Here is a 25,532-nt window from a genome sequence, read left to right as displayed (position 1 = left end):
GCGCAGGGTTCAGCCGGCGGCGCTGTCGTCGTCGGTCCGGCGCGTACGGGAGGCCGGGAGCGGTTCGAGAAGCCGCCGGGGGCGGACGAGTTGGGCGGACACGGGATCGAGGTCCGCGTCGGCGGCCACGTGGAAGCCGGGGCCGGGTTCCATCCGGATCTCGGGGACCGCCGCGACGGAGCCGCATGCCTGGCAGCGGCCTTCGCCGTCGAGGAGGCCGCCGTCCGCGTCGTGGTGCCAGGCGCGCTTCACGCCGGCGGGGGAGTAGTACGCATCGCCCCAGGCCATCATGGCGCGCACGATCGGCCACAGCGCGATGCCCTTGGCCGTCAGCCGGTACTCGACGGTTCCCGCCCCGTCGTCGTCCCTGGTGAGCACGCCCTCCCTGACGAGCAGCTTCAGCCGGCCGGTGAGGACGGCACGGGGGATCCGCAGCTGGGTGGCGAGGTCCCCGAAGCGGCGCACCCCGTAGAAGGCGTTGCGGACGATGAGAAGGGTCCATCGTTCGCCGATGACCTCCATCGCTCGTGCCAGCGAGCAGTTGCTGTCCGGGTAGGTGCTGGGAAGCGTCATACCCGCATTTTACCTCCATTGGTTCACTCACTGAACTGGCCGGTGTTACGGTGACCTTAGTTCACTGACTGAACTGCATTGTCGGGCGCGTGGGGCGGGTATGCCGGAGAGGGTTCTGATGATCAATGACGACAGGCTGTTCCTGATCACCGGTGCGACCGGCAGGACCGGGGTCGGAACGGTCCAGCTGCTGCTGGAGCGCGGTCACCGCGTCCGCGCCCTGGTGCACCGCGAGGACGGGCGCTCCCAGGCGCTCGCGAAGGCCGGCGCCGAGATCGCCGTGGCGGACCTGCGCGACTTCGGCGCCGTGAGCCAGGCCATGCGGGGCGTCACGGGGGCCTACCTGTGCTATCCGGTCCTCCCGGGCCTGATCGAGGCGACCACCTGCTTCGCCAAGGCGGCGACCGACGCGGGAGTCCGTTCCGTGGTCGGCATGTCGCAGATCTCCGCCCGCGCCGAGGCGGGCAGCGACGCCGCCCGGCAGCACTGGATGTCCGAGCGGCTGCTGGACGCGACCGGCCTGCTCACGGCACACATCCGGCCGACCTTCTTCGCCGAGTGGCTCCCGCTGTGGTGGGAGCGGCGCGACGGCGGGGGACGCCTGCGGCTCCCGTTCGGCGAGGGCCGCCACGCCCCGATCGCCGCGGCCGACCAGTCGTACGTGATCGCCGCCCTGCTGCTCGACCCCGAGCCGCACGACCGCGCCGTCCTCACCCTGCACGGCCCGGCCCAACTGGACCACTACGCCATCGCCGAGGTCATGACCAGGACACTCGGTGTCCCGGTGCGCTACGAACCGATCAGCGTCGAGGAGTTCGCCTCGGCCATGGCGGAACGCGGGATGGACGCCCACCGCGTCCAGCACCTGAGCAACGTCGCCGTCGACTACCGGAACGGCGTGTTCGCCGGCACGAACGACAACGTCGAGCGGATCGGCGGCCGGACCCCGCTGTCCGTCGAGCAGTTCGTCGGTGAGCACAGGCACGACTTCGACACCAGCGGCCCCTACTACGTGCCCGCCCCCTGACGCGCGGCCGTCCGTGGCCCCGCGCGCAACCACCACCCATCGACTTTCACCAATAAGGAGAACCGCATGTCTTCCGTGCTGATCACCGGCGCTTCCCAAGGAATCGGCCGGGCCATCGCCGTCGAACTGGCGCACCGCGGCCATCGGGTGATCGCCACCGCCCGCCGCCCGGAGGTTCTGGCCGATCTCCCCGTGGCCGAGCGCCTGCGCCTCGACGTCACCGATCAGGACAGCGTCGACCGGGCCCTGGCGGCCGCCGGCGAGATCGACGTGCTGGTCAGCAACGCCGGCGCGACGGTGCGCGCACCGCTGGAGACCGCCCCGCTCGCCGAGGTCGAACGGCTCTACCAGCTCAACGCCCTCGGAGCACTGCGCGTGGCGCAGGGGGTGCTGCCGGCGATGCGGGAACGGCGATCCGGCCGCCTCGTCTTCGTCTCCAGCATCCAGGGACGTCTCGTGCTGCCGATCATCGGACCGTACGGCGCCAGCAAATGGGCCCTGGAGGCCATGGCCGAGACCCTGGCCATCGAGACCGGCCACTTCGGCGTCAAGGTGAGCATCGTGCAGCCGGGCGCCGTGGCCACGACCGGCGTCACACAGGCGCGGTCGTTCGTCCCGGAGGACAGCCCGTACGCCCCGCTGTACCGGCAACTCCCCACCCTGCGCGGCGAGGTCATCACCTCCGAGGAGGTCGCCGTCGTCGTTGCCGACACGATCGAACAGCCCGACCCTCCCCTGCGCGTGCCCGCCGGCGCTCCCGCGGAACGGGCCCTGAAGGCCCGCAAGGAGGCGCCCGAGAACGAGCCGTTCATGCCGGCCGCTCTCGACTGGTAGGGCGGAGGCGCCGGGCCCGCGGGGCGGCCGTACGGCTCAGTCGTGCGGCACCCCGCGGGCCGGCACGCCGCCGTCCGCACCGCTGCGGCCGGCGGCCCACGAGGCCAGCACCGTCAGGGCCTCGTCCGAGCGCGAGCCGGGATCGGCGAGGAACGTCAGCAGGGTCTGGTCCGGGTCGCCGGGGAAGGCCAGCGCCTCGGTGCGCAGCGTGAGGGGGCCGACGACCGGATGGTGCAGGTACTTGGTGTGGTGGCTGAACCGCACCACCTTCTGCGCGGCCCACCACCGGCGGAAACGCTCGCTCTTCATGGACAGTTCGCCCACCAGCTCGGCGGTGCGGGGGTCGTCGGGGTGCCGGGCGGCGTCCATGCGCAGCGTTCCCACGAACTCGGAGGCGACCTTCTCCCACCGGTCGCCGAAGAGCGAGCGCGCCGTCTCGTCGAGCACGATCCAGCGCGTGGCGTTGCGGTCCCTGGCGGGCATCGCGTCGAAGTCGGCGAGCAGCGCACGGCCCATCCGGTTGCTGACCAGGATGTCGGTACGCCGCCCCAGGACCAGGGCCGGGGTGTCCTCGAGCCGGGCGAGAAGCGCGTGGATCCCCGGACGTACCTTCTGCCCGGCGCGTGGGGTCCGGCGGACCGTCCCGGCGGCCTGCGGACGCGCCACCGCGTGCAGGTAGCTGCGTTCCGCCGGATCGAGCTGGAAGGCGTTCGCCAGGGCGTCGAGGACGGACTCCGAGGGAGTGATGGGCCGGCCCTGCTCCAGGCGCGTGTAGTAGTCCACGCTGACACCCGCCAGCGCCGCCAGTTCCTCCCGGCGCAGCCCGGGGACCCGCCGCGGCGCCGCGTCGTGCAGACCGAGTCGCTCCGGATCCATCGCCGCGCGCCGGGCGCGCAGGAAGTCGCCGAGCCCTTCGTTGCGGTCCATTCCCCCATGGTCCCTCCTGCCGGGGCGGCGTGCCCCGGCGAACCTGGCCCTCCGGATCCCAGGAAGCAGCGGGCCGGTTCCCGGCCCGCCACCGGTCTCCGCCGGCGCTTGGCTGGGGTGCGGGACGCCACTTCCGGTCCCGCAGCCAACGCCGCCGTGCACGCCGCACGGCCTTTCGCAGGGAGCTTCCGACATGACTTCGACCTGGCTCATCACCGGCGCGACCTCGGGCTTCGGCCGCATGGTCGCCGAGCGCGCGCTCGCCGGCGGCGCCTTCGTGATCGCCGTCGGTCGGCGCGGCGACCGGCTCGACGACCTGGCGGACCGGGCCCCGCGGGGACGGGTCACCACGCTCCCGCTGGACATCACCGCGCCCGGCGCGGAGCAGGCACTGGCCGACGCCGTACGGACGGCGGGCGGGCTGGACGTCCTGGTGAACAACGCCGGTTACGGGCTGTTCGGCCCCGTCGAGCAGATCGACGCCGACAACGCGCGCGCGATCTTCGACACCAACGTGCTGGCCAACCTCGCCGTGCTGCGCGCCGTACTCCCGGCACTGCGCGCGTCCCGCGGCCGGATCATTCAGATCTCCTCGCTCAACGGCCAGCTCGCATGGGCCTCCTCCGGTCTGTACTCGGCCTCCAAGGCCGCCGTGGAACTCGCCAGCGAAGCGCTCGCGCACGAACTCGCCCCCACGGGTGCGAAGGTGACCATCGTCGAACCCGGCATCTTCGCGACCGAGTTCGCCACCAGCCTGCTGGTCGTCCCCCCGCACGAGGCGTACGCGCCGACCGTCGGGAAGTTCCTCGACGACTTCTCCGCGCTGCCCCCGTCGGCGTTCGGCGACGCCGGGAAGGTGGCGGACGCGATCATGGCGGTCGCGTCGATGGACGAGCCGCCCCTGCGCCTGGCCGTCGGCGCGGACGCCGTCGAGCAGATCCGGGCGTCGCTGCGCTCCCGTCTGGCCGAGCTCGACCGCTGGGAGTCCTTCGTGCCCGCGGCGGCCGGCTGAGTACCGCGGGCGCGTACGGACGCCCCTGCCCCCGGACGCGGCCTGCGTCCGGGGGCAGGGAGCCGTTGTGCGGCGGGTCCTGCGGCCGGTCAGGTGGACCAGACCTGGAACTCCGAGAGCTGACCGGCCGGCCAGCCGGTGTTGGCGCCGATGTTCAGGCGGATGTAGCGCTGGGTGGTGGCGGGGAAGGTGATCGTGACCGTGTTGTCGGTGGCCGGGTCGAAGGTGTACGCGGCCGAGGACTTGACGGTGGTCGGACTGGACGGGTCGGTGCCGCCCAGCACGGACAGGGTCTGGGTCCGCGCCCCCCAGCCGGCGGGCAGTTGCAGCACGATCCTGGACACGCTGCGGGCGGCCCCGAGGTCGACCTGCACCCACTGCGGGAACGCGTTGTTGGCGCTCTCCCAGTAGGTCGACCGGGAGCCGTCGGTCACGTTCGACGAGGGATAGACGTCGGTGTGGCTGGACTCGCTCGTCGGCCGTCCCGCGGCCAGGTTGCCGCCCGTGCCCCCGGTTCCGGTGCCCGACAGTGCGATGGTGGTCGGGCTGTTGGCCGCGTTGCTGGTGACGGTGACCGTACCGGTGCGGGTGCCGGTGGCCGTCGGGGTGAAGGTGATGCCGATCGTGCAGGAGGCCCCGGCGGCGATGGACGTCCCGCAGGTGCTGGTCCGTGCGAAGTCGCCGCCGGCGGTGACCGAGGAGATCGAGGCCGCGGTGCCGCCGGTGTTGGTGACGGTGACGGACTGCGCGGCGCTGGTGGTGTTCAGCGCCTGGCCGCCGAAGGCGAGCGAGGTGGGCGAGGCCGACAGAGTGGCAGGAGGGGAGCCGTCTGCCGCGGTGAAGGTGAAGGAGTTGAGATTCCAGCCGCCGTTGTCCTGCTGGAGGGTCAGGACCTGGCGGCCCGCCGGCAGGGTCACCCTGGTGGTGGCGGTGGCCCAGTTCTGCCAGTCGCCGGTGGCGGGGATGCCGACGGCACCGCTGAGGTCGGCACCCGAGGCATTCGACAGGTGCAGGGCTCCGGTCACCGCCGAGGGTGCCGCCACGCGCAGGCCCACCGTGTACGTTCCCGCCGCGGCGACGTCGACGGTGTAGCGGAACCACTGCCCGCCCGCGGTCCAGCCGAGGTTGTGGCCGCCTCCGGTGTCCGAGGTCGCCTCCAGGTCGACGCCGTCGGCGCGGTAGCCGTTGGCGGTGCCGTTGACGCTCGTGACGTTGTAGGCGACGCCCTGGCCGCCCGTGTCGTAGTTCTCCGCCCGGACGGTGCCGGGGACCGCCGCGGGAGTGCCGCCGTAGGGGCCCTCCGGTCCGGAGGGCTCCCAGTTGTTGCCGGTCAGCGTGGCGGTGAAGCCGCCGGAGTTGTTGACGAAGGCCGTGGCTCCGGCGCGCAGGCCCGTGACGGTGTTGCCGGTGATGGCGGCGGAGCCGGTCGGCGCGGGGTAGAACGGCGGTGAGACGGCGATGCCGTTGCGGCCGGGGCCGGTGACGGTGTTGTCCTGCAGCAGGGTGTTGGCCGATGTGGAGAAGCCGATGCCGTCGTAGAGCGAGTCGGCGACTGTGTTGCCGGTGGCGGTGACATGGTCGACGACGCCGGTGTTCTGCCCGTCGCCGCCGTTGCCGATGTGGAACGCGGGCTGCCCCTGGCTGTAGGCGTTGCCGCCGGAGCGGACCACGGTGTTGCCGGAGACCTCCGCGGACAGCAGGTCGCTGCCGTTGACACCGAACCGGCCCGCGCCCAGGCCGATGTAGCGGGCGGTGTCGCTGATGTAGTTGCCGGTGACGTGGTGGCCGCTGCCGCCGTAGATGCCGATGCCCTTGCCGCCCCATGGCGCGATCGAGGTGTTGTTGCTGACGGTGACGTCGGTCATCGGCTGGTAGAAGGTCTGGGAGCCGTCGCCGTTGGTGTTGTAGCGGACCGAGTTGATGGCGATGGCGTCGTCCCCGGTGCCGCGGACGAAGTTGTTCGTGACGGTGAGGTTGTTGCCGGTGTCGGCGCCGAGCGAGACGTTGTTGACGTTGATGCCGTCCGCCCAGATCGCGGTCAGCCGGCTGTTGCGGACGGTGCCGCCGGTGCCCGAGGCCCAGAAGCCGGACATGGTGTGCTGGGTCCAGATGCCGTCGGCGACCCAGTTGGTGCCGGTGGTGTCCATCGCGCCGCCGTCGCCGCCGATGGTGCTGCGGCTGACCGCGTTGGCGTCGATGTGGAAGTTCTGCACCGTGCAGGAGGTCACGTCGAACAGCGCCGCCAGCGGCGTGCTGTTGGGGACCGGGACGTCGCGGTAGACGGTGCTGTACCAGAGGCCCGCGCCCGCGATGGTGATGCCCCGCGCGGTCAGGCCGGTGGTGCCCTTCACGTAGAAGGTGCCCTGCGGGATCCAGAGGACCTTGCCCTGCGACTGGGCCTGGTCGATGCAGTTCTGGATCGCGGCCCGGCTGTCCACCGCCTGGCTGTCGGCGGCGCCGTTGGTCGGGGTGTTGTCGGGGACCGCACCGCAACTGGCAATTGATATCGAGTTCGCCGGCTGGGCGAGGGGAGCCGGCGGGTTCTCCACGTCGACGGAGTCCACGTCGTAGAAGGACGCGCTGTTCGCCGCGTCCTTCCGGAGCGAGAACGTGGCGCCGGCCGGGATCGGCGCGCCGGTGACGAAGGCGTGCGACTCGTCCCAGAAGACCCGGGGACTGCCGTCCGCCGGGTTCTGGTTGTCGCTGGTGTTGTAGTTGTTGTTGCCCTCGTACACCCAGGTCTGCTTGGAGTTGAGGCTGAGGGCCTGCCGGAAGACGCCGTCCACGTACAGGTTCAGCGTCGCGGTCGTGCCGCCGCCGGAGGGGGAGTCGGGGATGGCGGCGCGGACGTTGAGGAAGCTGATGGGCGCCCCGGTGGTGTTGGTCCACTGGACGGAGTTCCCGGTACCGCTCAGGTGCACATAGGCGTGGCCGGACGCTTCGAGGGCGGCGCTGGAGTACTGCGTGGTGGGCGGCGACGTCAGCGAGGTGACGGTCGCGCCGCCGCCCGGTGTGCCGGCCTCGGCCTCGTAGATCCTGAACGCGGTCGTCGCACCGGCTGCGGCGGCGCCGGCCGTGCTCGACGCCGCCTGGTCGGCCCGCTGCGCGGCGGCGCCCGCGGGTAAGGCGGAAACGCACAGGCCGGCGGCCGCCGCGAGGGCGATCGCCACCAACCTGTGCCCGGCGCGGCGTGCGCCGCGCGAACGTCTGGGGATCGCCCGCATCTGAAGCTCCTTCAGGAACGTGGAGAACCGGCGACCCGAACGTACCGACCCTTACCGGGGGTTGCAAGGTTCCGAGCAGGCGCAGCAAAATCCGTGCACATCAGTGGAAGATTGACACGTTGGGCGGCTGTTGCCGCCTTGAGCGCGACCTCGTCACGGACCCGGCATCGACTCCACCCACTGAGCACGCCAGTCGGGCCGGGCGAACGGATCGGCGAAGTACTGGGTCTCGTGGGCGACCTTGCCCTCGCGGAACTCCATGATGCTGACGGTGAACGTGGGCCTCCCGTCGTACGCGATCACGTACTCGGTGATCCAGAGATCGCCACTGCCGAGAATCCTGCGGACGGTGAAGTCGAGTTCGGCCGGATGATGCGAGCGCAGCGCCTGAAGATCGCGGCGACCCTGGATGCGCTCACCGGACTGGGGATAGTCGGTGATCACGTCGTCGTGATAGATCTCGTGCTCGGCATCCTGGTCCCCGGCGGCCGACGCCGCCCAGTGCCGGTCCAGCGCCGCCCGGTTCTCCTGGTCCCCCATCGCGTTGCCTCCGATCACGGCGGTGCCGGGCGAGTTCCCTGCGCGATCGGCCGGGCGGCGCAATGACGCCTCGGCGGACGTCAGTCGAAGACGATGACCCGGCGGCCGACCACGTCACCGCGGCCCAGGGCCTCGAGGTTCTCGTTGACGTCCTCGAGCTCGACCTTGGTGACGTTGTGCTTGACGAGTCCGGCGTCGGCGAGGGACAGCACCTCGACGAGGTCCAGGTGGTTGCCCCAGAAGGAGCCGAGATAGGTCAGCTCCGTGCCGATGAAGGGGAACTGCTTGTGCTCGACGCGGTGGCTCATGAGGCCGACCGCTGCCAGCGCGCCCTCCGGGCCGAGCAGGTCGAACCCCATGGAGACGGACTCCGTGCTGCCGACGCAGTCCAGGACGGCGTCGATCGTCCGCCGGCCGGTCAGCTGCTCCAGCTCGTCCTGGATGGCCTGCGCGGACTTGTCCTTGACGTTGATCCCGTAGTCCGCGCCGTTCTCCTTCGCCACGTCCAGCTTGCTGTCCTTGCGGGCCAGCGCCACCACCGTCGCGCCGCCGCCGAGCAGTTTCGCGTACTGGACCGCGTAACTCCCCAGCCCGCCGATGCCCGTGACCGCGACGGTGCGGCCGGGCCCGAGTTTGCCCGCGTCGCGGAGCTTGCGCATCCCGCGGTACGGGGTCATGCCCGCGTCGGTCATCGGGGCCAGGAGCTCGGGGGTCTTCGCGGCCTCCTCCGAGACCGGGATCGCGTGGCGGTACTCCACGGCCATGTACTCGGCGAAGCCCCCGGGCGGGCCGAAGCCCACCCAGCGGCCGTCGCCGCTGCACAACTGCTCGTTGCCCTCGCGGCACTGCCGGCAGGTGCCGTCTCCCCAGCTGGGGTTGACCACGACCATGTCCCCCTCGGAGTAGCCCGCCGTCTTCGGCACGCCGCTGCCGAGTCCCGCCACGCGTCCCGTGACCTCATGACCGGGGATGTAGGGGAGCTCGACGGGGAACGGGACCTTGAAGTAGCCGTCGAGGAGCTGGTAGTCGCTCCGGCACATGCCTGTCGCGGCGACCTTCAGCAGAATCTCGTCCGCCCCGGGCTGGGGCACGGGCACCTCGTCGATTCGAAGGGGTTCCTGATATCCGTACATCCGGGCTGCTCGCATCTGCATGGAATGTGCCTCGCTTTCACCGGCAGGCAGCGTTGGAACCCGCAGTGCCGCGGCCGCCGCGCCCGCCGCTCCGGATACCTCCATGCTCGCGTGCCTGTTCGTGCCCCGCATCCGGTGTCCGGCCGACACCCGTGGTGACGTGCGGCGATGCGAGGGGGCGGTAAAATGGTGGTTCTTGACCAGGATTCGCCGCCCGCTTCCCGGGGTCGGGACTGCCCGATTCGGCGTTCCCGAAGGATTGCCATGATCAAACCGTACGGCCCCTACGATTTCCTGCCGCCCATCCCGGAATTCACCGTGACCTCCGAGTCCGTGGCCGACGGCGGGCGACTGGCCCGCGAGCAGGTGAGCGGCATCCTGGGAGCGGGCGGGTCGGATGTCTCGCCCCAGCTGAGCTGGTCCGGCTTCCCCGAGGGGACGCGCAGCTTCACGGTGGCGATGTTCGACCCCGACGTCCCCACCGCCTCGGGCTTCTGGCACTGGGCGGTGGCCGGGCTGCCCGCCTCCGTGACCGCTCTCCCGGCCGGGGCCGGTGACGGCGGGGATCTGCCCGGTGGCGCGATGACGTTGCTGAACGACGCGGGGCACCGGAGATACCTCGGCCCGGCGACGCCTCCGGGCAACGGCCCGGACCGCTACTTCCTCGTCGTGCACGCCGTCGACGTGGAAGGGCTGGAGATCTCCGCGACATCAACCCCCGCCTACATGGACTTCCTTCTGTTCGACCACGCCGTCGCCAGGGCCATGATGCACGGCACCTTCGAGCGGCCGTGAACGGAGCGCGCGGTCAGTCCCCGGCGGTCAGCGCATACACCTTCTCGTCGTCCCCGGCCACGTAGACGACGCCGTCCGCCACGGCCGGTGCCGAAGTGACCTGACCGCCGGCGGCGTAGGACCAGCGGACCTTGCCCGAGGCCGTGTCCACCGCGTACAGCTTGCCGTCGCCCGCGTAAACGGTGTCGCCCACCGCCGCGGAGCCTGTCGCGAAGGCGGCGTCCGTGAGCCTGACGAGCCACCGCTTGCCGCCGTCGGCCGCGTCGACCGCCGCGAACTTCCCGGCGGTCCCCGTGTCGTCGACCGCGCCGGCCGCCCAGCCGAACATCACGCCGCCCGCGCCCGCCTGCACGTCGACGCCCTCGTTCGTCCACCGCGGCTGCCCGGTGTCGGCGCGGAGCGCGTACGTGGTGTGCCGGTAATCGCTGTACACGTACACGGTGCCGTCGGCGACGGTGGGGGTTGCGTCGAGGTAACTCCGTGTGTCGTACGACCACTTCCTCCGGCCCGTGGCCGCGTCCAGCGCGTACAGACGGTAGTCGTAACTGCCGATGTAGACGGCACCGTCGGCCACCGCGGGCGAGGACATGATCTTCGCGCCGGTGCGGTAGGTCCACTTCTCCTTGCCGGTGACGGCGTCCACCGCGTGGACCTCACCGTTGTCGGTCGCGAAGTACACGGCACCGCCGGCCACCGCCGGAGTGGACCGGACCCCGAAGGGGGTGAAGGACTTCCACTTCAGCCGGCCGGTCGCCGCGTCGAGCGCGTACAGGCTGCCGTCCTTGCCGCCGGCGTACACGGTGCCGCCGTCCACCGCGGGGGACGCGTCCTTCCAGCTTCCGGCGCCGTACGACCACTTCGTCCGGCCGGTGGCCGCGTCCAGCGCGTACACCGTGCCGTCCTCACCTCCCGCGTACACGGTCCCGCCGGCCACCACGGGCCTGGCGGACACCTTCTCCCCGAGGCTGACGGCCCACACCTGCTTCACCTGCGGCTTCTTCCCGGCGCCCACCGGGTCGTGCCGATCGCCCCTTCCGTGGTCACCGCCCCCGACCCAGGCGGCCACTCCCACGCCCGCACCCGCCGTCAGGAGCAGCGCGGCACACGCCGTCACGAGCCGGCGCGCGCGACGGCCCGGGGGGCGATCCGGCGGGTGGTCCGTGTCGGAGGACACCGCGCCGGCGCCCGGGTCCGCCTCGGTGAGCGGGGCCGTCCGTGCGGGTTCCTTCCCCGGCTCCGCCGTCGACGCCGCGGCCCCGGAGGGCGTCATGGCGCGAAGGATGTCACGCACCTCCACGGCAGAAGCGGGCCTGTCATCGGGCTTCTTCGCCAGCAGTCGCGCGATCAGCTCGTCGAGGACCGCGGGGACCTCCGGCCGCCGGGCACTGGGCGCCTCCGGCTCCCGGTGCACATGGGCGAACATCAGCGCACTCGTCGACAGGTCGCCGAAAGGGCTGCTGCCCGTGAGGAGCTCGTGCAGAACGCACCCGAGCGCGTACAGGTCGCCCCGGGCGTCCTGGCGGCCCTTGTCGAACCGCTCCGGCGGCATGTACGCCAAGGTGCCCATGACCCGGGTGTCGGACAGCGTGCCGGTGTCCACGTGGCGGGCGATGCCGAAGTCCAGGACCTTCACGCCCCCGGACCCGGTCAGCATCACATTGGCCGGCTTCAGATCGCGATGGACGATGCCCGCCTCATGGGCGGCCGCCAGGGCGTCGGCGATGAGCGCCGCCCAGGTGACGGCCTCGGCGATCGAAGGCGTCCCGGCCTCGTTCAGCACCTGCCGCAGATTGCGCCCCTTGACCAGCTCCATCACCAGGAGCAGCGTCCCGTCCGCGTCCTGGCCCAGATCGAAGACGGTGACCACACCGGGATGGTTGAGCGCGCCGGCCGTCCGCGCCTCACGGAAGAACAGCTGCGTCGCGTTGTCACCCGTCGCGTGCGACCGCAGCAGTTTGACCGCGACGTCGCGGCCGATCACCCGGTCACGGGCCGACCAGACCTCGCCCATCCCGCCCCGGCCCAACTCGGCCCGCAACTCGTACCGGCCCGCCAGAACGCGCCCCACGCCAACCCCCACCCGGTCACCCCCGCCCTGCCTCACCGGACTCGGAAGCAGGACCAGGGCATGCTAGTGGACCGCCTCCGGCCGGCTCCGGCCGCGGCCGTCCCACCTCCGGCAGGGACGGCGGACGACCACCCGTTTCGCCCGTTTCCCTGCGTGTGTGGGACACGACGCGGCGTATTTGGTGGCGGAGGAACTGGATCATCGGGTAAGTAGATACCAGGACCCCATACGGGATCCGCCGGCGTACCCATCGGGTGCGTCGCATCAGCATGATGTGAGGGACGAACACAGTGGCATCAGGCGTCGTGAAGTGGTTCAACTCGGAGAAGGGCTTCGGCTTCATCGCTCAAGACGGAGGTGGGCCGGACGTCTTCGCCCACTACTCCAACATCTCCGGCAACGGCTATCGCGAGCTCGTCGAGGGTGAGCAGGTCACCTTCGACGTGACGCAGGGACAGAAGGGCCCGCAGGCGGAGAACATCGTCCGCGGCTGACTCCTGCCCCTCCGGGCGAGAACTTCGTGCGGGGCCGCCCTCTCCGGGGGACGGCCCCGCACACGTGCGTCCGGCCCGGGCCGGACGCGCACAACGAACGGCCGCCCCCGACGAGGGGCGGCCGTTCGTGGATGCAGTGTTCCAGTGCCAGTCCTGCCTGCTCTTCGACCATAAGGGCCGAGTCCCGTTCCCGCACGGCGTGTCACCTTGTCATCGGCCCGACGGGTGACGGAGCGGCACCTCACGGCCCGCCACCTCAGGGCTGGAGTCCGGTCCGACAAGGGACACCGGATCGACCGCGGCGAGGATCGAGGCCCCGGTCACCACCCCGGTCGGCATCGGATGCCCCGGATGTACGCTTTGCGCGGGTCGTACCGGGTAGGCGCCCGTCATGGCCGCATACGACGCCGGCCCCTACGTCCCCCGCGGCGTCGACCTGGCCGGACTGCGGCGGGCGGCGGCCGGGTGCCGTGGCTGCCCGCTGTACGCCGATGCCACGCAGACCGTCTTCGGCCGGGGTGAGCCGTCGGCGCGCGCGGTGCTGGTGGGGGAGCAGCCGGGGGACCAGGAGGACCGTCAGGGCAGACCCTTCGTCGGTCCCGCCGGGAAGGTCCTGGACCGTGCGCTGGCGGAGGCCGGGATCGATCCCGGCGAGGTCTACGTGACCAGCGCCGTCAAGCACTTCAAGTTCACCGTGCCCGAGCGCGGCAAGCGGCGCATCCACAAGCAGCCGACCCTGCGCGAGGTCTCCGCATGCCGACCCTGGCTGACCGCCGAGCTCGAACTGCTCTCCCCGGACATCGTGGTGGCCCTCGGCGCCACCGCCGCCAAGGCCCTGATGGGACCGGAGTTCCGGGTCACCCGCCAACGCGGCGAGCTGCTGACGCCGGGTGTGCCGCTCGACGGCGCGCGCCTCCTCGCGACCGTCCACCCGGCGGCGGTGCTGCGCGCCGGCGAGGACCGGGAGGCGATGTTCCAGGGGCTGGTCGCCGACCTGCGGATCGTGGCCGCCCTCCTGTCCTGAGAGGCGGGCCGGCGCCGGTGCCGGGGCCGGTCAGGACGTGCCGCGTCCGCCGACGAAGTCCCGGACCCGGTCGACGAGGCCTGCGCCGGGGGCGAGGAGCTTGTTGACCGGAGGGGTGTCCGGTGCGCTCGGGTGCGGCCTGGTGGGCGCGACCTTCTTGGCCCGGCGGACCTGGTTTCCCAGTTCCATGAGCCGTTCGGAGGTGCAGGCCCGGGCCAGGCTGGGGAAGAGCTGCTGCTCCTCCTCGCGCACATGCTCCGTGACGTCGGTGATCAGCTTGAGCACCAGGGCGTCGAACCGCGTGTCGTCCACGTCGACGTCCTCCAGGTCCTTCAGGACCTGTTCGACCTCGGCGTGCTCCTGGATCTCCTTGTCGGCCATCGGCCCGCCGCCGGGTACGTGCTCGCGGACGGCCGGGTACAGGTACATCTCCTCGGCGACCGAGTGCCGTACGAGCTCGATGGTCAGGTCGTCGAGCACGTCGCGGCGCTGCTTGTCGCCGAGGGGGAGGGCCCGCAGGCGGGTGAAGTACTCCTCGACCTCGCGGTGGTCCGCCGTGAGCTCTGCGATGACGTTGCCGCCGTGTCCCATCACGATCTCCTTTCCGGACGGAGGCTTCCTCTCAGTCGGCTGCCCGGTCTCGCGGCGGGCACGCGTCCGTCACTGCCGCGGGCCTCAGTCCGCGGCGAGCCGGATGCGGGCCCAGAGCGGGAGCACGAACCGGCACAGCAGGTACCGGAGCAGGACCACCCGGCCAACGTGAGCCGCGCCGTCCAGCGGACGGCTTCGGGCTCGATGCGCCGCCCCGACGCCAGGCGGCTGAAGGACACCGGGCCGATCAGCACCCCCGTCGCGCAGGCTCCCAGGACGACCGTGACGATGCAGATCGCCTTCCGATACCTCGACGCCCACCGCAGCGTGGAGGGGGCCCGACCGGGCCGGGGCACGCCAGGGGGCGAATACATGCGGGCCGGAAACAAATCGGTTGCGCGGTGTGAGGCGCCCGCTAGGATCCTGACGATCCTGGAGTGCCGGGCGCGGAATGCGGCCCGGTCGTGACGAGAGAGAGGGGGTGCGTCGTCGTGGTTGCCGCCGTGATGCGGCGCGCCCTCGTGTGCGCGCCAGACGCCTTCCCTCGTTGCCTTCCCACCGGCTGATACCGCGCGTTCGCTGACGCGCCCTCCGGTGGGTCCTTTCCACAGGAGATCACCACAGTGCGTGAGCGCTTTGCCGACGGCGAGTCCTTCGCCCGTATCCGCCCCAAGGGCAAGAACCGGCGCAACGGCCGTGACGACGAAGCCGCGTTCGAGGGGGCCTTCCCCGAGTACGCGGAGCGGTGGCCCGTCGCAGCCGGGAGTGCCGACAGCACCGCCGATGCCTTCGCCGAAGGCGACGAGGACACCTACGGCCAGGACACCACCGCCTCGCCCGACGGGCCTCCCCAGGGCGACCGCTGGTCCACCTGGGACCGGTCGACCCCGACCGAGAAGGGCCCCGAGCCGCGCCCCTCGTGGGTGGTGACGGACCTGGCCGCCGTCGACACCGAGCTCGGCATCGTCAAGACGGGCAAGGAGGCCGACGTCTTCCTGATCGAGCGGTCGGTGCCCGGAACCGGCCGCCGCACCCTGATGGCCGCCAAGCGCTACCGCGACGGGCAGCACCGCATGTTCCACCGCGACTCCGGATACCTGGAGGGGCGCAGCCACAAGGAGTCACGGGTCAGCCGGGCCATGGCCAAGCGCACGGCCTTCGGCAAGGAGGCCATCGCCGGCCAGTGGGCCGGCGCCGAGTTCGCGGCGCTGTCCCGGCTGTGGTCGGCGGGGGTGGCCGTGCCCTACCCCGTGCAGATCCTCGGGACCGAGATCCTGATGGAGTTCATCGGGGACCCGTCGGGGACGGCCGCTCCGCGCCTGGCCCAGATCCGCGCGCAGGAAGCCGAGCTGGACGACCTGTGGGAGCAGCTCGGCCGCAGCCTGTCGCTGCTCGCACGCGACGGATACGCGCACGGCGACCTCTCGGCCTACAACATCCTGGTCCACGAGGGGCGTCTGGTCGTCATCGACGTGCCCCAGATCGTCGATGTCATCGCCAACCCGCGGGGCCGCTCGTTCCTGGAGCGGGACGTCCGCAACGTCGGCGCCTGGTTCGTCTCCCGCGGGCTGGCGGAACGACGTGTCGAGGAACTGGCGCGGGCGCTCGCCTTCGACGCGCGCCTGGACTGAGCGCCCGCGGCTCGCGTTGTGCCCGCCGGCCCGGACCCGGACCCGGACCCCTGCCCGGGTCCGGGTCCGCGCGGGTGCCGCGTATCAGGCCTGGAACTCGGTGAGGTCGATGGCGTGGATACGCAAGGGGAGGCCGTACTCGGGGTGGGTGGTCTCGCGCAGCGGCGTCATGCCGAGTTTGCCCATGACGTTCTCCGAGGCGGTGTCACCGATCCGGGCGATGCCGAGCAGGCGCTCCAGGCCCCGGTCCTGGAGCGCGAACTCCATCGCGGCGTGGGCGGCCTCCGAGGCGTAGCCCTGACCCCAGAACTGCCGGCCCAGCCGCCAGCAGACGGACACCTCGGGCATCACCTCCGGCAGGAACTCCGGCAGGGTCAGGCCGGTGAACCCGGCCAGTTCGCCGGAGGCCAGCAGCTCGACCGCGAAGAGGCCGAAGCCCTCCTCGTCCCACTCCTCCTCCCACCGCTCGACGGCCTCCGCCGTCTGTTCCAGGTCGCGCACGGAGCCGTCGCCGACCCAGCGCATCACGCCCGGGTCGGAGTTGATCTCGGCCATGGGGACCAGGTCGTCGTCCTGCCAGCGGCGCAGGAGAAGGCGGGGGGTCTGGATCTCGGTCATGGGTCCATTGTCCCGAAGGGCGGGGGAGCGACGGCAACCGGCGCGGCGCCGGTCAGGGCCATGGGGACGGCGACGGTGCGTATACGCCGCTCGGCGTCCCCTGACAACCGATGTTGTCCATCGATACCGGTGTCGCCTACTGTGTGGGCATGCCCGGCATTCACTTCTCGCTGCGGATGAGTGAGGAGGAGATCGCCGCTCTCGCCACGAGCGCGGTCGACGACCTCGTCCGCGACCTGGTCCGACGTGCCTTCCAGCCGCTTCCCGGCCGGGGCGAGCAGGCGCCGGCCCAGGCGGAGGCCCTGGCGCACCTGCACATGCTCATCCACCTGAGGCAGGCCGTCGAGCGTCTCGAGGAGACCGCCGCCCACGAGGCGGCCGACGCGGGCGCCGGCTACCCGCAGATCGGCAGGGCGTCCAACATGACCCGGCAGGGCGCCCGTCGCCGCTGGCCGGGGCTGAACACCTCGTCGCCCACGGCAACGCCCGACTCCCAGAGCTCCCGATGACGTTCGCCCCCGTTCGCCCCCACGACGTGCTGCTGGTCGAGGACGATCCCGCCGACGTGATGCTCATCGAGGACGCCCTCACCGCGCGCGGCACCCGCCGTCCGGGCAAGGCCCAGGACGGCGCCGCCGCCCTGGAGTACCTGCGCGACCCGGCCAACCCGCGGCCGGACCTGATCGTGCTGGATCTGAACATGCCGCGCATGAACGGCCGCGAGCTCCTCTCCGTCATCAAGGCCGACGAGGACCTGCGGACCATCCCGGTGGTGGTGCTGACGACGTCGTCGGCGCCCGACGACGTCACCGCCGCCTACCGGCGGCACGCGAACGCCTACGTCACCAAGCCTGTCAACCTCGACGACTTCGAACGGGCCGTGCAGAGCATCGACGCCTTCTACCTCGACACCGTCACCCGACTGCCCCGGGCGTAAAGCCGGAGACCGCCGTGCCGGTCAGGCGCCGCCCGCCGGGCCCAGCAACCCGCGGGCGGTGGCCAGGCCCCAGGCCGCCAGGGTGAAGCCGTCGTGGATGCGGCCCTCGGCGAGCATGGTGCGCATCTCGCCGGGGGACAGCGCCCGGAGGGAGTCGATCCCCTCCTCGTGCGCGTCGGGGCCGAGGCTCCCGGAGAACGAGGACGAGGCGAGCCGCGCCAGGTAGAGCTGGTCGCGGCCACCGTGCAGTCCCGTGTCGGCGCTGTACTCGCCCAGGCGGATCATCTCCGTGATGTCGCCGCCCAGTTCCTCCAGCAGTTCGCGGCGCGCGGTCGTGGCACCGCCCTCGCCCGGTTCGCCGAATCCGCGGGGGATCTCCCAGTGCCAGTCCCGGTCGGCGTGCCGGAAGTGGTGGAGCAGGACGATCCTTCCGTCGTCCAGGACGGGCAGGACGGCGGCGCCTCCCCCCTCGGCCCCGGACACGAAGCGGATATAGGTGTTGACGCGCCCGGAGCGGAAGCGCACGGCGTCGCGGACCAGGCAGACGTAGGGGTCCCGGTAGACGACGCCGATGTCCGCGCACTCCTCGGGGAATCCGAAGGCGACCGCCAGTTCGCCCACTTCGCGGGCCACGCGGTCCTGGTCCCCGCGGTCGAGCAGGATCTCGTAGGCGGCTCCGGGAGGGTTGACGAAGAGCTCCGGCCGCTGCTCCCGCAGGGCGGCGTAGGCGCTCAGCCGTGCTTCCCTGCGCTCCCGGGCCCGCATGTCCTCGCTGTCGGTCTCCGTCATGTGTCCGCCTCGTCTCTCGTGGTGCCGTGTCGGGGTCTCACAGATAGAGGGCCAGGGGCATGTGCTGGATCCGGCCGGCCAGGTCCGGATAGTCGAGCGCGACGGAGAGGTAGTGCTCGTGGAGGGCCTGGACGACGTCGAAGGGCGCGGCATCGGCGTCCCCCAGGACCTGCCGGCTCCCGGCGAGCAGCGCGCGGACGGTCCCGACCATCGCGGTGTCCAGGACGTACCACAGGGGCAGGCACACGGCTCCGGCGCCGCTGATGACGAGGGAGCGCATGAAGCCCAGCACGTCGCCCCCGTCGGAGCGCATGCCCTGCCCCGCCACGCAGGCACCGAGGACGGTCAGCTTGTTGCGGGGCAGGCTCAGGTGCAGGGCGAGGTCGAACTGGGTGAGCACGTCCTGGCCGCCGAGGTGCAGCAGCGGGCCGGCGGCCTCCGGCCCGTCCAGGTAGGTCCCGTGGCCCGCGTACACGAAGAACTCCGGCTCGCGGGCGACGAGGGTGCCGAGACCGTCCCAGTCGGCGGCGTGCGCCGGCCGGGCGAACTCCAGCCCCTCGGGAGGCGTTCCGGCCACGACCACGTGCTCGCCGCGCCACCCGGTGCCGACGAGTTCACGGCCCGAGGCGTCGGAGTCGGTGGACAGCAGGGCCGCCAGGTCGTCGTCGTCCTCCATGAGCTGGCGCTTGAGCAGATGCCTGCCCTGGGTGACGAAGGCGGCCACGCTGACAGAATGGGAGAGCGGGACGCGCGCCGCCAGCGGCCGTGTGTCGCCGGGGCCGACCGCGACGTGGAGCGGCAGGGCGAAGAGGTGGTCGGTGGGGATCAGGGTGAGGTGGGTCGTGGCGCCGCCGTCGCCGACGCGGTCCCACACGGGCGCGACGAGCAGGTCCCACATCCGGCGGCAGGTCTGCTCGGAGGGCCACGGGGAGGCGGGGTCGGAGATGTCCGCCCACACCTGGTCGGCCAGGCGGGCGACGTTCTCGTAGGGGATGCCGGGCACGGTGGTCAGGCGTCCGTCCCGGCAGACCATCATGCCGAGCGCGTCGGGCACCGCCGCGGCGCCCGGCCCGGCGCCGTCGGGGGCGGCGTAGCGGAAGTAGCGCACTACGCAGGAACCCGGGTGGTTCAGTGTGTACTGGACGAGACGGTGTGCGACGTCCTCGTCGTGGGCGACGGACGTCAACGGGGCGTCCAGGAAGCGTTCCTCGTACTCCCGCTCGCGTTCCGCCAGCACCTCGCGCAGCGCACGCGCCAGCTCGGGCGAAGCGGGCTGGAGCGCGGCGCGCACCTTCGGTCCGCCGCCGCCGGCGGGCGCGGGCGACGGGGCTCCGGCGATGCGGTGGGCCGGCGGCCCGGAAGAAGAAGGGCGCGAGGAGCCGAGCAGGTCCAGCAGTTCACGGCCGGAGGACTCCTCGACCAGGGAGAGGATCTTCTCCTGGTCCCCCTGGGAGCCGTCGCCGCGGACGACGGCGTCGGCGATCGCATGGAGGAACGCCGGCCGCATGTGGCGGGCGTACGCCCGTTTGTACGCGGGCAGGGCGATGGCCGACCGGACCGAACGCGCCAGGCGCAGCCGCCGCGCCAGAACGTCGTCCGGGCGGTCGGCGGGCGGAAGCTCCGCGGCGGTCCGCTGGTAACCGCGCACGGTGTAGGCGTAGAAGTCGACGTCGAGACCCGCGTGGTGCCCGTCCGCGGAGTCGTACCGTTCCGCCTCGTCGAGCAGCCGTCCCAGTTCCGCCAGTCCCGAGGCGCCGCCGTCGCGCAGGGCGAGGTTCTGCCGGGCGATGGACTTCCCGCGTTCCCAGGGCAGGGTCAGCAGTTCCTCGAAGTGCGACCGGGCGTTGTCCGGGTCGCACAGCACCTGGTTGGTGCGTGACTGCGCGATCCGGTAGGAGTCCCCGAGCCCCTGCGAGATCGCCAGAGACCGCGCGGTCACCTCCAGCGACCGGTCCGGCCGCCCGGCCTCCCGCAGGGCGATGGCCAGATTGTGCAGCGCGTTGGAGTAGCCCCGGAGGAACTCCCGGTGCCGGGCGGGAGTGCCGGGCACGGGAGGTACGGCGACATCGACCCCGTGCCGCCGCGCCAGGTCCTCGATCCCGCCGATGACCGCCTCGAGTTCCGCGACGAACCCGGCGGCGGCCGATCCCTTCCCGCCCTCCCGGGCGGGCTGCCCCTGCTCCTCGAACCGGGCCCGCTCGCGGTTGCTGCGCAGATCCGGCAGGGCCCACCACAGGCCCGCCTCCCGCGCGATGTCGACGGCGGTGCCGAACGAGATCCGGGCGGAGGTGAAGCTGCCCAGCCGGTACCGGATCCGCCCCTCCGCGTCGAACCACCGGGCGAGCGCGTAGGGGGCGAACAGGTCGTCGGCCGGCAGGCCGCCGCGGCGGTGGAGATCGTGGAGCCATTGGGCGTCGGCGCGCGAGGCCTTGATCAGCTGCAGGCCGGAGAAGAGCCGGTACGCCACGTCCGCGCGGACGATCTCGCACCAGTGGGCCCCCACCCGGCGCGCGGTGTCCCTGACGTCGCCCTGCGGCGACCGGTCGAGGACCCCGGTCAGCGTCAGGAGGCGCAAGGCGTCCTCCTGGCGCATGGGGACGTCGAAGTCGACGTCGAAACGGAGGACGAGGTCCTCGACGTCCAGTTCGCCGATGAGGGCGAGGATCGCGGCAACCGTGGGGGAAGAACCTTCCGGCTGCGGGCTCGTCGACAGGGTCATGGCGTCTGCGGCTCCCGTTTCTGTGAGGACGGGTGTGATGACGGGCAGCGGTCGGCGGGGGCGGACGGCCGGGGGCTCAACCGCGCTGCTCCGCCCGGCGGTGGGCGAGGGCGGCGGCCAGCCCCACGGCGACGCAGACCGGCGCCGTCACGACGGCCGGCAGCAGGCCGTCGCCGTGCTGGATGCCCCAGGCCGTCAGCGCCAGCCAGCACAGGGAGGATCCGAGCAGGCCCGAGGCGAGCGTGTCGATCCAGCGGTAGGGAAGGGCGACCGCCGGGATCGCGGCCTGCCTGAGCACGGCCAGCGGCAGGAAGAGCGCCACGGCCGCGAGGACGAGGATCGTCGGTGACTGGGCGGCGTGCGGGAGCGGCAGGTGGTAGCCGAGGGTCTGCACCACGGTCAGCGCGGTCAGCACGGAGCCCAGGACCGAGGTCTGCACCAGGCTCAGCCGGTTCCGGTACTCGTTGAGCGCCCGGTCGGTGACCGCGGTGGCCGCCGCGCGCGCCGCCTCGGCCCGTTCGCGGGCGGCCGTGAGGTACTCCTGGTCGTTCTCGATCTGGGTGATGAGGGCGTCGGCGGCGGCCAGGTCGCGCGCGGGCCAGGAACTCCCCTCCCCGACGCGGCGCAGCCGGGGCGCGTGAAGGCGCATGTTCGCGACCGCGATGGCCACCGTACGGGCCAGCTCCCGGTGGCGGGTGATCGTCCACAGCGCGCCCTGCGGCCCGAGTTGGGTCCGGTCGAGCACGGCGGCCGCGGCCAGGACGGCGCGCAGGCTCACCGGGTGGCCGGACGCACTGGGTTCCAGTGCCCGCAGCAGCGCGAGCGCCTCCCGGTCGCTGCGGGCGCGGCGCGCGTGGAGGGGCTCCCCGGAGACGTACTCCTCGTACCGGCGCGCCTCGTAGCCCGCCTTGGAGGCATGCATCAGATAGTGCGTCAGCGGGCGCAGGCCGTTCTCGCCCTCCGCCGCCCACGCCCACTCGTCCAGTGCGCGCTCCGCCCGCATCGGCGCCAGCACGCAGAAGTGCGCGAGCGCGTCCCTCGGATCTCCCCGGCCGGTGCGCCAGATCGAGAACCCGTGCTCCGTCACGTCGTGCCCACGCCACCAGGTGTCGTCGCTCTCGCCGGGCAACGGCCCATGCCGGCGGACCAGTTCGGCAGTCGACTGACGGGAGCGGGGCGACTCGTTCCGGTACAGGGCGGTGAACACCCGGAACTCGCCCAGGATCCCGTCCGGCGGGGGACCGGTGACGCCTGCCCCGGCCGAGGCCGCCGTCCACTCGCCGAGCAGGGTGGTCCACTGCGGCAGTCCGGCATCCAGGTCGTTGGGCGCGAGGAGGGCCACCAGCCCGAGCACGTCGTGCTCGGCGAACAGGAAGGCGGCGTGCAGGCCGGGGGAGGTGTCGTCGCGTGCCGCCGCTGCCAGGACGGTGAAGTCCGCCGCGGGGACCGGCGGATCGGGGAAGGGCCGGTCGGGCAGCGGCAGGCCGCCGAACGCCGACGTCATCCCGAGCCTGCCGCACGCGGCCCACAGGCGTGCGAGGTGGTCGAGGGGCGCGGAGTCCCCCGGCTCCGGGACGGCCGGCACGAAGCAGGTGATGATCAGTGACGGTTTCACCATGCCGTGCACCAGGCGTTACCTGCTTCCGGGCGGGGGCGGGAGCCGCTCAGTCGGCGGAGGGTGTCGTGCCCGTCGTGCCGCCCCGCTGAGCGGGGCCGTCCAGATCGAGGGTGAGCCTGCCCACCAGGACGTTGCGCTGCTCGCGCCGGTCCGGGGGGATGAGGGTCTTGCGCGTACCGGGCAGGGCCTGGGCGCGATAGGCGGACTCCAGCGCCTGCAACCCTGTGAGAGCCTCGTCGACCGCGCCCGGAGAGTCCGCGGCGACCGCCGCGTCCAACTCCCCGAGCACTCTTCCCACGTCGAGCCAGCCCTCGGCCGACAGGAACCAGTCGTCCAGCGCCCGTAAGCGGTTGACGACGCGTCGCGTCACGTCTGCATCCACCGAAGGCCCCCGTTGCCGCACTGCGCCTGGTCACTGAACGAGATCCCCAGGGTAGCGCTCCGTGGTCGTCCGCGGACGGAATTCTCCGCAAGGGCCGTGCACTTGCCGCTGGAAAAGGGGGTGGAGCGGACCATGCCCGGCCTGCTACCTTGCAGTTGACCGTGACACCGCCCGAGGAGGTGAGACCCGTGAACGCTGTATCGGCATGGGTGCTCCCCCTTCGCGTCATGGCCGGCGACTGACGCAGGCGTCGCCGGGAGCGCCTCGACACCAAGGCACTCCCGAAAGGCAACACCTGTGCACTCTCCCCAGTTCACCGCCGACGTCCCGTCCGACGGCATGCGCGAGCGGGACTTCACCGTGGGCGGCGTCCCCGGAGTCCTCTGGTCGCCGGTTTCCGGCGCCGATCGCGCGCCCTTGATCCTGATGGGCCACGGCGGGGGCACCCACAAGAAGCACGCGGCGATGTCGGGCCGCGCCCGGCTCCTGGTGACCGGCTGCGGCTTCCACGTCGCCGTCGTCGACGCGCCCGGTCACGGCGACCGGCCGCGCACGGCCCACGACGACGCGGAGATCGCCGAGCTGTACCGGGCCAGGGCGGCAGGCGAACCGGAAGGGCCGGTCGTCGTCCGCTACAACGCCCACCTGGCCGACCTCGCCGTCCCCGAGTGGCGGGCGACCCTGGACGCCCTCCAGGCACTTCCCGAGATCGGCGCGGACGGGCCCGTCGGCTACTACGGCATCAACATGGGCACCGCCATCGGAGTGCCGTTCGTGGCCGCCGAACCCCGCATCACGGCCGCGGTCTTCGGCCAGCACTGGCCCGATGCCCTGGCCGCGCACGCGAGGCGGATCACGGTGCCCGTCGAGTTCGCCCTGCAGTGGGACGACGAGCACATCCCGCGCGAGGCCGGTCTCGCGCTGTTCGACGCCTTCGCCTCGAAGGAGAAGACGTTGCACGCCAACGCGGGACGGCACAAGGAACTGCCCCGGTTCGAGGCCGACAGCGCGGTGAGGTTCTTCGCCCGGCACCTCGGCCGGACGGTCCCCTCGACCGCCTGACGCACGCGGTCGCGGCGCCCGGCCCGCCGGCCGGGCGCCGCACACCGGGCGGACCGCGCGACAATGGGCTCATGAGCGATGAGCCGTGGCACCAGGGCGGTGAGCCCGCCTGCATGCTGCACCTGGTGTGTCCCGAGTGCGGCCGGGTCCGCGAACGGCCGGGCAGCGCCGTCTGCGAGCACTGCGGCGTGCGCCTGGGGGACGAGCCCGGGCCGGACGCGGCCGACCGCGACCGCGACAGCGCCGGCCGGGCACGCAACGCCCGGCCGAGGGACGGCCTGGGCAGGCCCCTGCCGTACGGTGCCGAAGGGGTCGCCCGGCAGCCGGAGGGAGTGCCCCGCTCCCCGGAGGAGACGCTCGTGGAGGCGCAGCGGCTGCTCGACGCCGGCCGCCCGTTCCACGCCCACGAGGTCCTGGAGGACATGTGGAAGGCCGCCCCGGGCGAGGAGCGGGCCCTGTGGCGCGCACTCGCCCAGCTCGCGGTGGGCCTGACGCACGCCGCGCGCGGGAACACCAAGGGCGCCACGGCCCTGCTGTCCCGAGCGGCCGACGGGCTCACGCCCTACGCCGGCACGTCGCCCCACGGTGTCGACGTCGGCGCGCTGGTGACGTGGTCCCGGGCGCGGGCCGCGGACGAGCACCGCACGCAGCCGCCCCCGCGCTTGAGCTGAGGCGCCGGGGGTCGGTACGTTGCCCAACGCCGGGTGAAGGCGCGGGAGTAGGGACACTGGAGGCCGCGATGCCGTTCAACGGGCTGCCGCACGGATCCGTGCCCAGGCTGGAGCGCCCCGGACCGCTGCGCGAGCAGGTCTACCAGGCCCTGCTGGATCTCGTCGGCTCACGGTCGCTGCGTCCGGGGCAGCACCTGGTGGAGAGCGAGCTCGCGGCCCGGCTCGGGGTCTCCCGGCAGCCCGTGCACGAGGCGCTGCAACGGCTGAACACCGAAGGGTGGGTCGACCTCCGCCCCGCGCAGGGCGCCTTCGTCCACGAGCCGACCGGGGAGGAGACCGACCAGCTCTTCGTCGTCCGCACCCTGCTGGAGACCGAGGGGGCGCGCCTGGCCGCGGCCGGCCCGTCCGCCGAGGGCATCGAACGGCTCGGCGAGCTGTGCGCGACGGGCGAGGCGGCGGTCGCCGCGGACGACGTGGACGGGGCGGTCGCCGCGAACGCCACGTTCCACGCGTGCGTCATGGAACTGGCCGGCAACGCGGTCCTCGCGGACCTGGCGGCCCGTGTCGAGAACCGGGTGCGCCGCTACTACACGCCCATCGTCCACCAGGCCTGGGCCGAGCACCGCGAGCTCATCGCCGCGATCGCCGCCCGCGACGACGCCCGCGCCCAGCGCGTCATGCGCGCCCACACCAAGGACGCCAGAACCCGCTTCCCCCCGCGCCCGGCCGTCTGACGCGGGGCGCCCGCGGGTGGCACACCCTTTGGGAGCCCGATCGGCCGGTCCGACGGACGCCGGATGCGACGGCCCGGTGGCGCGCATAGGCTCTTGCCGGACATATCTCTCTTTCCGGGGTGAGTGACC

25 protein-coding genes are annotated in these 25,532 nt (G+C 72.4%); 12 read left to right on the top strand and 13 right to left on the bottom strand.

The genetic code is table 11. The annotated features are described in order from the left end of the window. Positions 1 to 9: 9 nt before the first annotated feature. Positions 10 to 573, bottom strand: a complete 564-nt coding sequence (locus ACIP64_RS04080; protein ID WP_401581529.1) for a winged helix-turn-helix transcriptional regulator — start codon at positions 571 to 573, stop codon at positions 10 to 12. A gap of 118 nt (positions 574 to 691) precedes the next feature. Between ACIP64_RS04080 and ACIP64_RS04075 the strand changes: the two genes are divergently transcribed. Both ACIP64_RS04075 and ACIP64_RS04070 read left to right on the top strand, forming a co-directional pair. Then, on the top strand, positions 692 to 1,600 hold the full coding sequence (locus ACIP64_RS04075) for an NmrA family NAD(P)-binding protein (RefSeq protein ID WP_401581526.1): 909 nt from the start codon (positions 692 to 694) through the stop codon (positions 1,598 to 1,600). A gap of 66 nt (positions 1,601 to 1,666) precedes the next feature. Continuing rightward, entirely contained in the window at positions 1,667 to 2,434 is a 768-nt protein-coding gene (locus ACIP64_RS04070; protein WP_401581524.1) for an SDR family oxidoreductase, read from the top strand. 36 nt (positions 2,435 to 2,470) lie between these two features. Here the strand turns inward: ACIP64_RS04070 and ACIP64_RS04065 are convergent, their stop codons facing one another. Continuing rightward, a complete protein-coding gene (locus ACIP64_RS04065) occupies positions 2,471 to 3,361 on the bottom strand; it encodes a helix-turn-helix transcriptional regulator (protein WP_401581521.1) in 891 nt (296 codons plus the stop codon). 193 nt (positions 3,362 to 3,554) lie between these two features. On the opposite strand from ACIP64_RS04065, the gene ACIP64_RS04060 reads away from it, so the two are divergent. Then, positions 3,555 to 4,373: an SDR family NAD(P)-dependent oxidoreductase gene (locus tag ACIP64_RS04060; protein WP_401581519.1), complete on the top strand. Its 819-nt coding sequence runs from the start codon at positions 3,555 to 3,557 to the stop codon at positions 4,371 to 4,373. A gap of 89 nt (positions 4,374 to 4,462) precedes the next feature. On the opposite strand, the gene ACIP64_RS04055 is transcribed toward ACIP64_RS04060, so the two are convergent. From ACIP64_RS04055 to ACIP64_RS04045, 3 genes are all read right to left on the bottom strand, one after another. Next, positions 4,463 to 7,597 (bottom strand): carbohydrate-binding protein, encoded by a 3,135-nt coding sequence (locus ACIP64_RS04055; protein WP_401581517.1) that lies wholly within the window; start codon positions 7,595 to 7,597, stop codon positions 4,463 to 4,465. Between the two features lie 153 nt (positions 7,598 to 7,750). Beyond that, positions 7,751 to 8,137, bottom strand: coding sequence for a nuclear transport factor 2 family protein (locus ACIP64_RS04050; protein WP_401581515.1), 387 nt, complete (start codon positions 8,135 to 8,137; stop codon positions 7,751 to 7,753). Between the two features lie 80 nt (positions 8,138 to 8,217). Further along, positions 8,218 to 9,291 (bottom strand): NAD(P)-dependent alcohol dehydrogenase, encoded by a 1,074-nt coding sequence (locus ACIP64_RS04045; protein WP_401581512.1) that lies wholly within the window; start codon positions 9,289 to 9,291, stop codon positions 8,218 to 8,220. Positions 9,292 to 9,534: 243 nt separating this feature from the next. Here ACIP64_RS04045 and ACIP64_RS04040 point away from each other — a divergent pair, with 243 nt between their 5' ends. Continuing rightward, positions 9,535 to 10,065 (top strand): YbhB/YbcL family Raf kinase inhibitor-like protein, encoded by a 531-nt coding sequence (locus ACIP64_RS04040; protein ID WP_401581509.1) that lies wholly within the window; start codon positions 9,535 to 9,537, stop codon positions 10,063 to 10,065. A gap of 13 nt (positions 10,066 to 10,078) precedes the next feature. Here ACIP64_RS04040 and ACIP64_RS04035 read toward each other — a convergent pair whose 3' ends face one another. After that, on the bottom strand, positions 10,079 to 12,133 hold the full coding sequence (locus tag ACIP64_RS04035; protein WP_401581506.1) for a PQQ-binding-like beta-propeller repeat protein: 2,055 nt from the start codon (positions 12,131 to 12,133) through the stop codon (positions 10,079 to 10,081). 290 nt (positions 12,134 to 12,423) lie between these two features. On the opposite strand from ACIP64_RS04035, the gene ACIP64_RS04030 reads away from it, so the two are divergent. Continuing rightward, the gene (locus ACIP64_RS04030) at positions 12,424 to 12,627 is read left to right on the top strand and encodes a cold-shock protein (protein WP_319662387.1); all 204 of its coding nucleotides are present in this window, start codon (positions 12,424 to 12,426) and stop codon (positions 12,625 to 12,627) included. 391 nt (positions 12,628 to 13,018) lie between these two features. After that, entirely contained in the window at positions 13,019 to 13,651 is a 633-nt protein-coding gene (locus tag ACIP64_RS04025; RefSeq protein ID WP_401581504.1) for a UdgX family uracil-DNA binding protein, read from the top strand. Positions 13,652 to 13,681: 30 nt separating this feature from the next. Here the strand turns inward: ACIP64_RS04025 and ACIP64_RS04020 are convergent, their stop codons facing one another. Together ACIP64_RS04020 and ACIP64_RS04015 are read right to left on the bottom strand one after the other, a co-directional pair. Then, the gene (locus ACIP64_RS04020; RefSeq protein ID WP_401581502.1) at positions 13,682 to 14,242 is read right to left on the bottom strand and encodes a hemerythrin domain-containing protein; all 561 of its coding nucleotides are present in this window, start codon (positions 14,240 to 14,242) and stop codon (positions 13,682 to 13,684) included. Then, positions 14,242 to 14,616, bottom strand: a complete 375-nt coding sequence (locus ACIP64_RS04015) for a DUF6328 family protein (protein WP_401581500.1) — start codon at positions 14,614 to 14,616, stop codon at positions 14,242 to 14,244. Before ACIP64_RS04015 ends, ACIP64_RS04020 begins: the two co-directional genes overlap by 1 nt. Before the next feature lie 249 nt (positions 14,617 to 14,865). Here ACIP64_RS04015 and ACIP64_RS04010 point away from each other — a divergent pair, with 249 nt between their 5' ends. After that, entirely contained in the window at positions 14,866 to 15,873 is a 1,008-nt protein-coding gene (locus tag ACIP64_RS04010) for a serine protein kinase RIO (RefSeq protein WP_401581498.1), read from the top strand. Positions 15,874 to 15,957: 84 nt separating this feature from the next. On the opposite strand, the gene ACIP64_RS04005 is transcribed toward ACIP64_RS04010, so the two are convergent. Beyond that, entirely contained in the window at positions 15,958 to 16,491 is a 534-nt protein-coding gene (locus ACIP64_RS04005) for a GNAT family N-acetyltransferase (protein ID WP_401581497.1), read from the bottom strand. 149 nt (positions 16,492 to 16,640) lie between these two features. On the opposite strand from ACIP64_RS04005, the gene ACIP64_RS04000 reads away from it, so the two are divergent. Together ACIP64_RS04000 and ACIP64_RS03995 are read left to right on the top strand one after the other, a co-directional pair. Then, positions 16,641 to 17,000 carry a hypothetical protein gene (locus ACIP64_RS04000; RefSeq protein WP_401581494.1) on the top strand — a complete coding sequence of 120 codons (360 nt, stop codon included), beginning with the start codon at positions 16,641 to 16,643 and terminating at the stop codon, positions 16,998 to 17,000. Continuing rightward, positions 16,997 to 17,428, top strand: a complete 432-nt coding sequence (locus ACIP64_RS03995) for a response regulator (RefSeq protein WP_401581492.1) — start codon at positions 16,997 to 16,999, stop codon at positions 17,426 to 17,428. The genes ACIP64_RS04000 and ACIP64_RS03995 overlap by 4 nt, the downstream gene beginning before the upstream one ends. Positions 17,429 to 17,449: 21 nt before the next feature. On the opposite strand, the gene ACIP64_RS03990 is transcribed toward ACIP64_RS03995, so the two are convergent. The 4 genes from ACIP64_RS03990 to ACIP64_RS03975 all read right to left on the bottom strand — a co-directional run bounded on the left by ACIP64_RS03990 (position 17,450) and on the right by ACIP64_RS03975 (position 22,924). After that, complete coding sequence (locus ACIP64_RS03990; protein ID WP_401581489.1) at positions 17,450 to 18,217, bottom strand: NUDIX hydrolase; 768 nt, start codon at positions 18,215 to 18,217, stop codon at positions 17,450 to 17,452. A gap of 37 nt (positions 18,218 to 18,254) precedes the next feature. Continuing rightward, positions 18,255 to 20,936 (bottom strand): CHAT domain-containing protein, encoded by a 2,682-nt coding sequence (locus tag ACIP64_RS03985; protein ID WP_401581487.1) that lies wholly within the window; start codon positions 20,934 to 20,936, stop codon positions 18,255 to 18,257. 76 nt (positions 20,937 to 21,012) lie between these two features. Beyond that, positions 21,013 to 22,554, bottom strand: a complete 1,542-nt coding sequence (locus ACIP64_RS03980) for a CATRA conflict system CASPASE/TPR repeat-associated protein (RefSeq protein ID WP_401581485.1) — start codon at positions 22,552 to 22,554, stop codon at positions 21,013 to 21,015. Between the two features lie 46 nt (positions 22,555 to 22,600). After that, positions 22,601 to 22,924, bottom strand: coding sequence for a CATRA system-associated protein (locus tag ACIP64_RS03975; RefSeq protein WP_401581484.1), 324 nt, complete (start codon positions 22,922 to 22,924; stop codon positions 22,601 to 22,603). A 309-nt stretch (positions 22,925 to 23,233) separates the two neighbouring features. Here ACIP64_RS03975 and ACIP64_RS03970 point away from each other — a divergent pair, with 309 nt between their 5' ends. The 3 genes from ACIP64_RS03970 (at position 23,234) to ACIP64_RS03960 (ending at position 25,403) form a co-directional block, all read left to right on the top strand. Next, positions 23,234 to 23,998 (top strand): alpha/beta hydrolase, encoded by a 765-nt coding sequence (locus ACIP64_RS03970; protein WP_401581482.1) that lies wholly within the window; start codon positions 23,234 to 23,236, stop codon positions 23,996 to 23,998. 71 nt (positions 23,999 to 24,069) lie between these two features. Then, positions 24,070 to 24,669 carry a DUF309 domain-containing protein gene (locus ACIP64_RS03965; RefSeq protein ID WP_401581479.1) on the top strand — a complete coding sequence of 200 codons (600 nt, stop codon included), beginning with the start codon at positions 24,070 to 24,072 and terminating at the stop codon, positions 24,667 to 24,669. A gap of 68 nt (positions 24,670 to 24,737) precedes the next feature. Beyond that, positions 24,738 to 25,403, top strand: coding sequence for a GntR family transcriptional regulator (locus tag ACIP64_RS03960; RefSeq protein ID WP_401581477.1), 666 nt, complete (start codon positions 24,738 to 24,740; stop codon positions 25,401 to 25,403). The last annotated feature ends 129 nt before the right edge of the window (positions 25,404 to 25,532 follow it).

Origin of the sequence: Streptomyces sp. NPDC088733 (assembly GCF_044751185.1) — a bacterium.
Taxonomy (GTDB): domain Bacteria; phylum Actinomycetota; class Actinomycetes; order Streptomycetales; family Streptomycetaceae; genus Actinacidiphila.
This window is presented reverse-complemented; position numbering and strand designations above follow the sequence as displayed.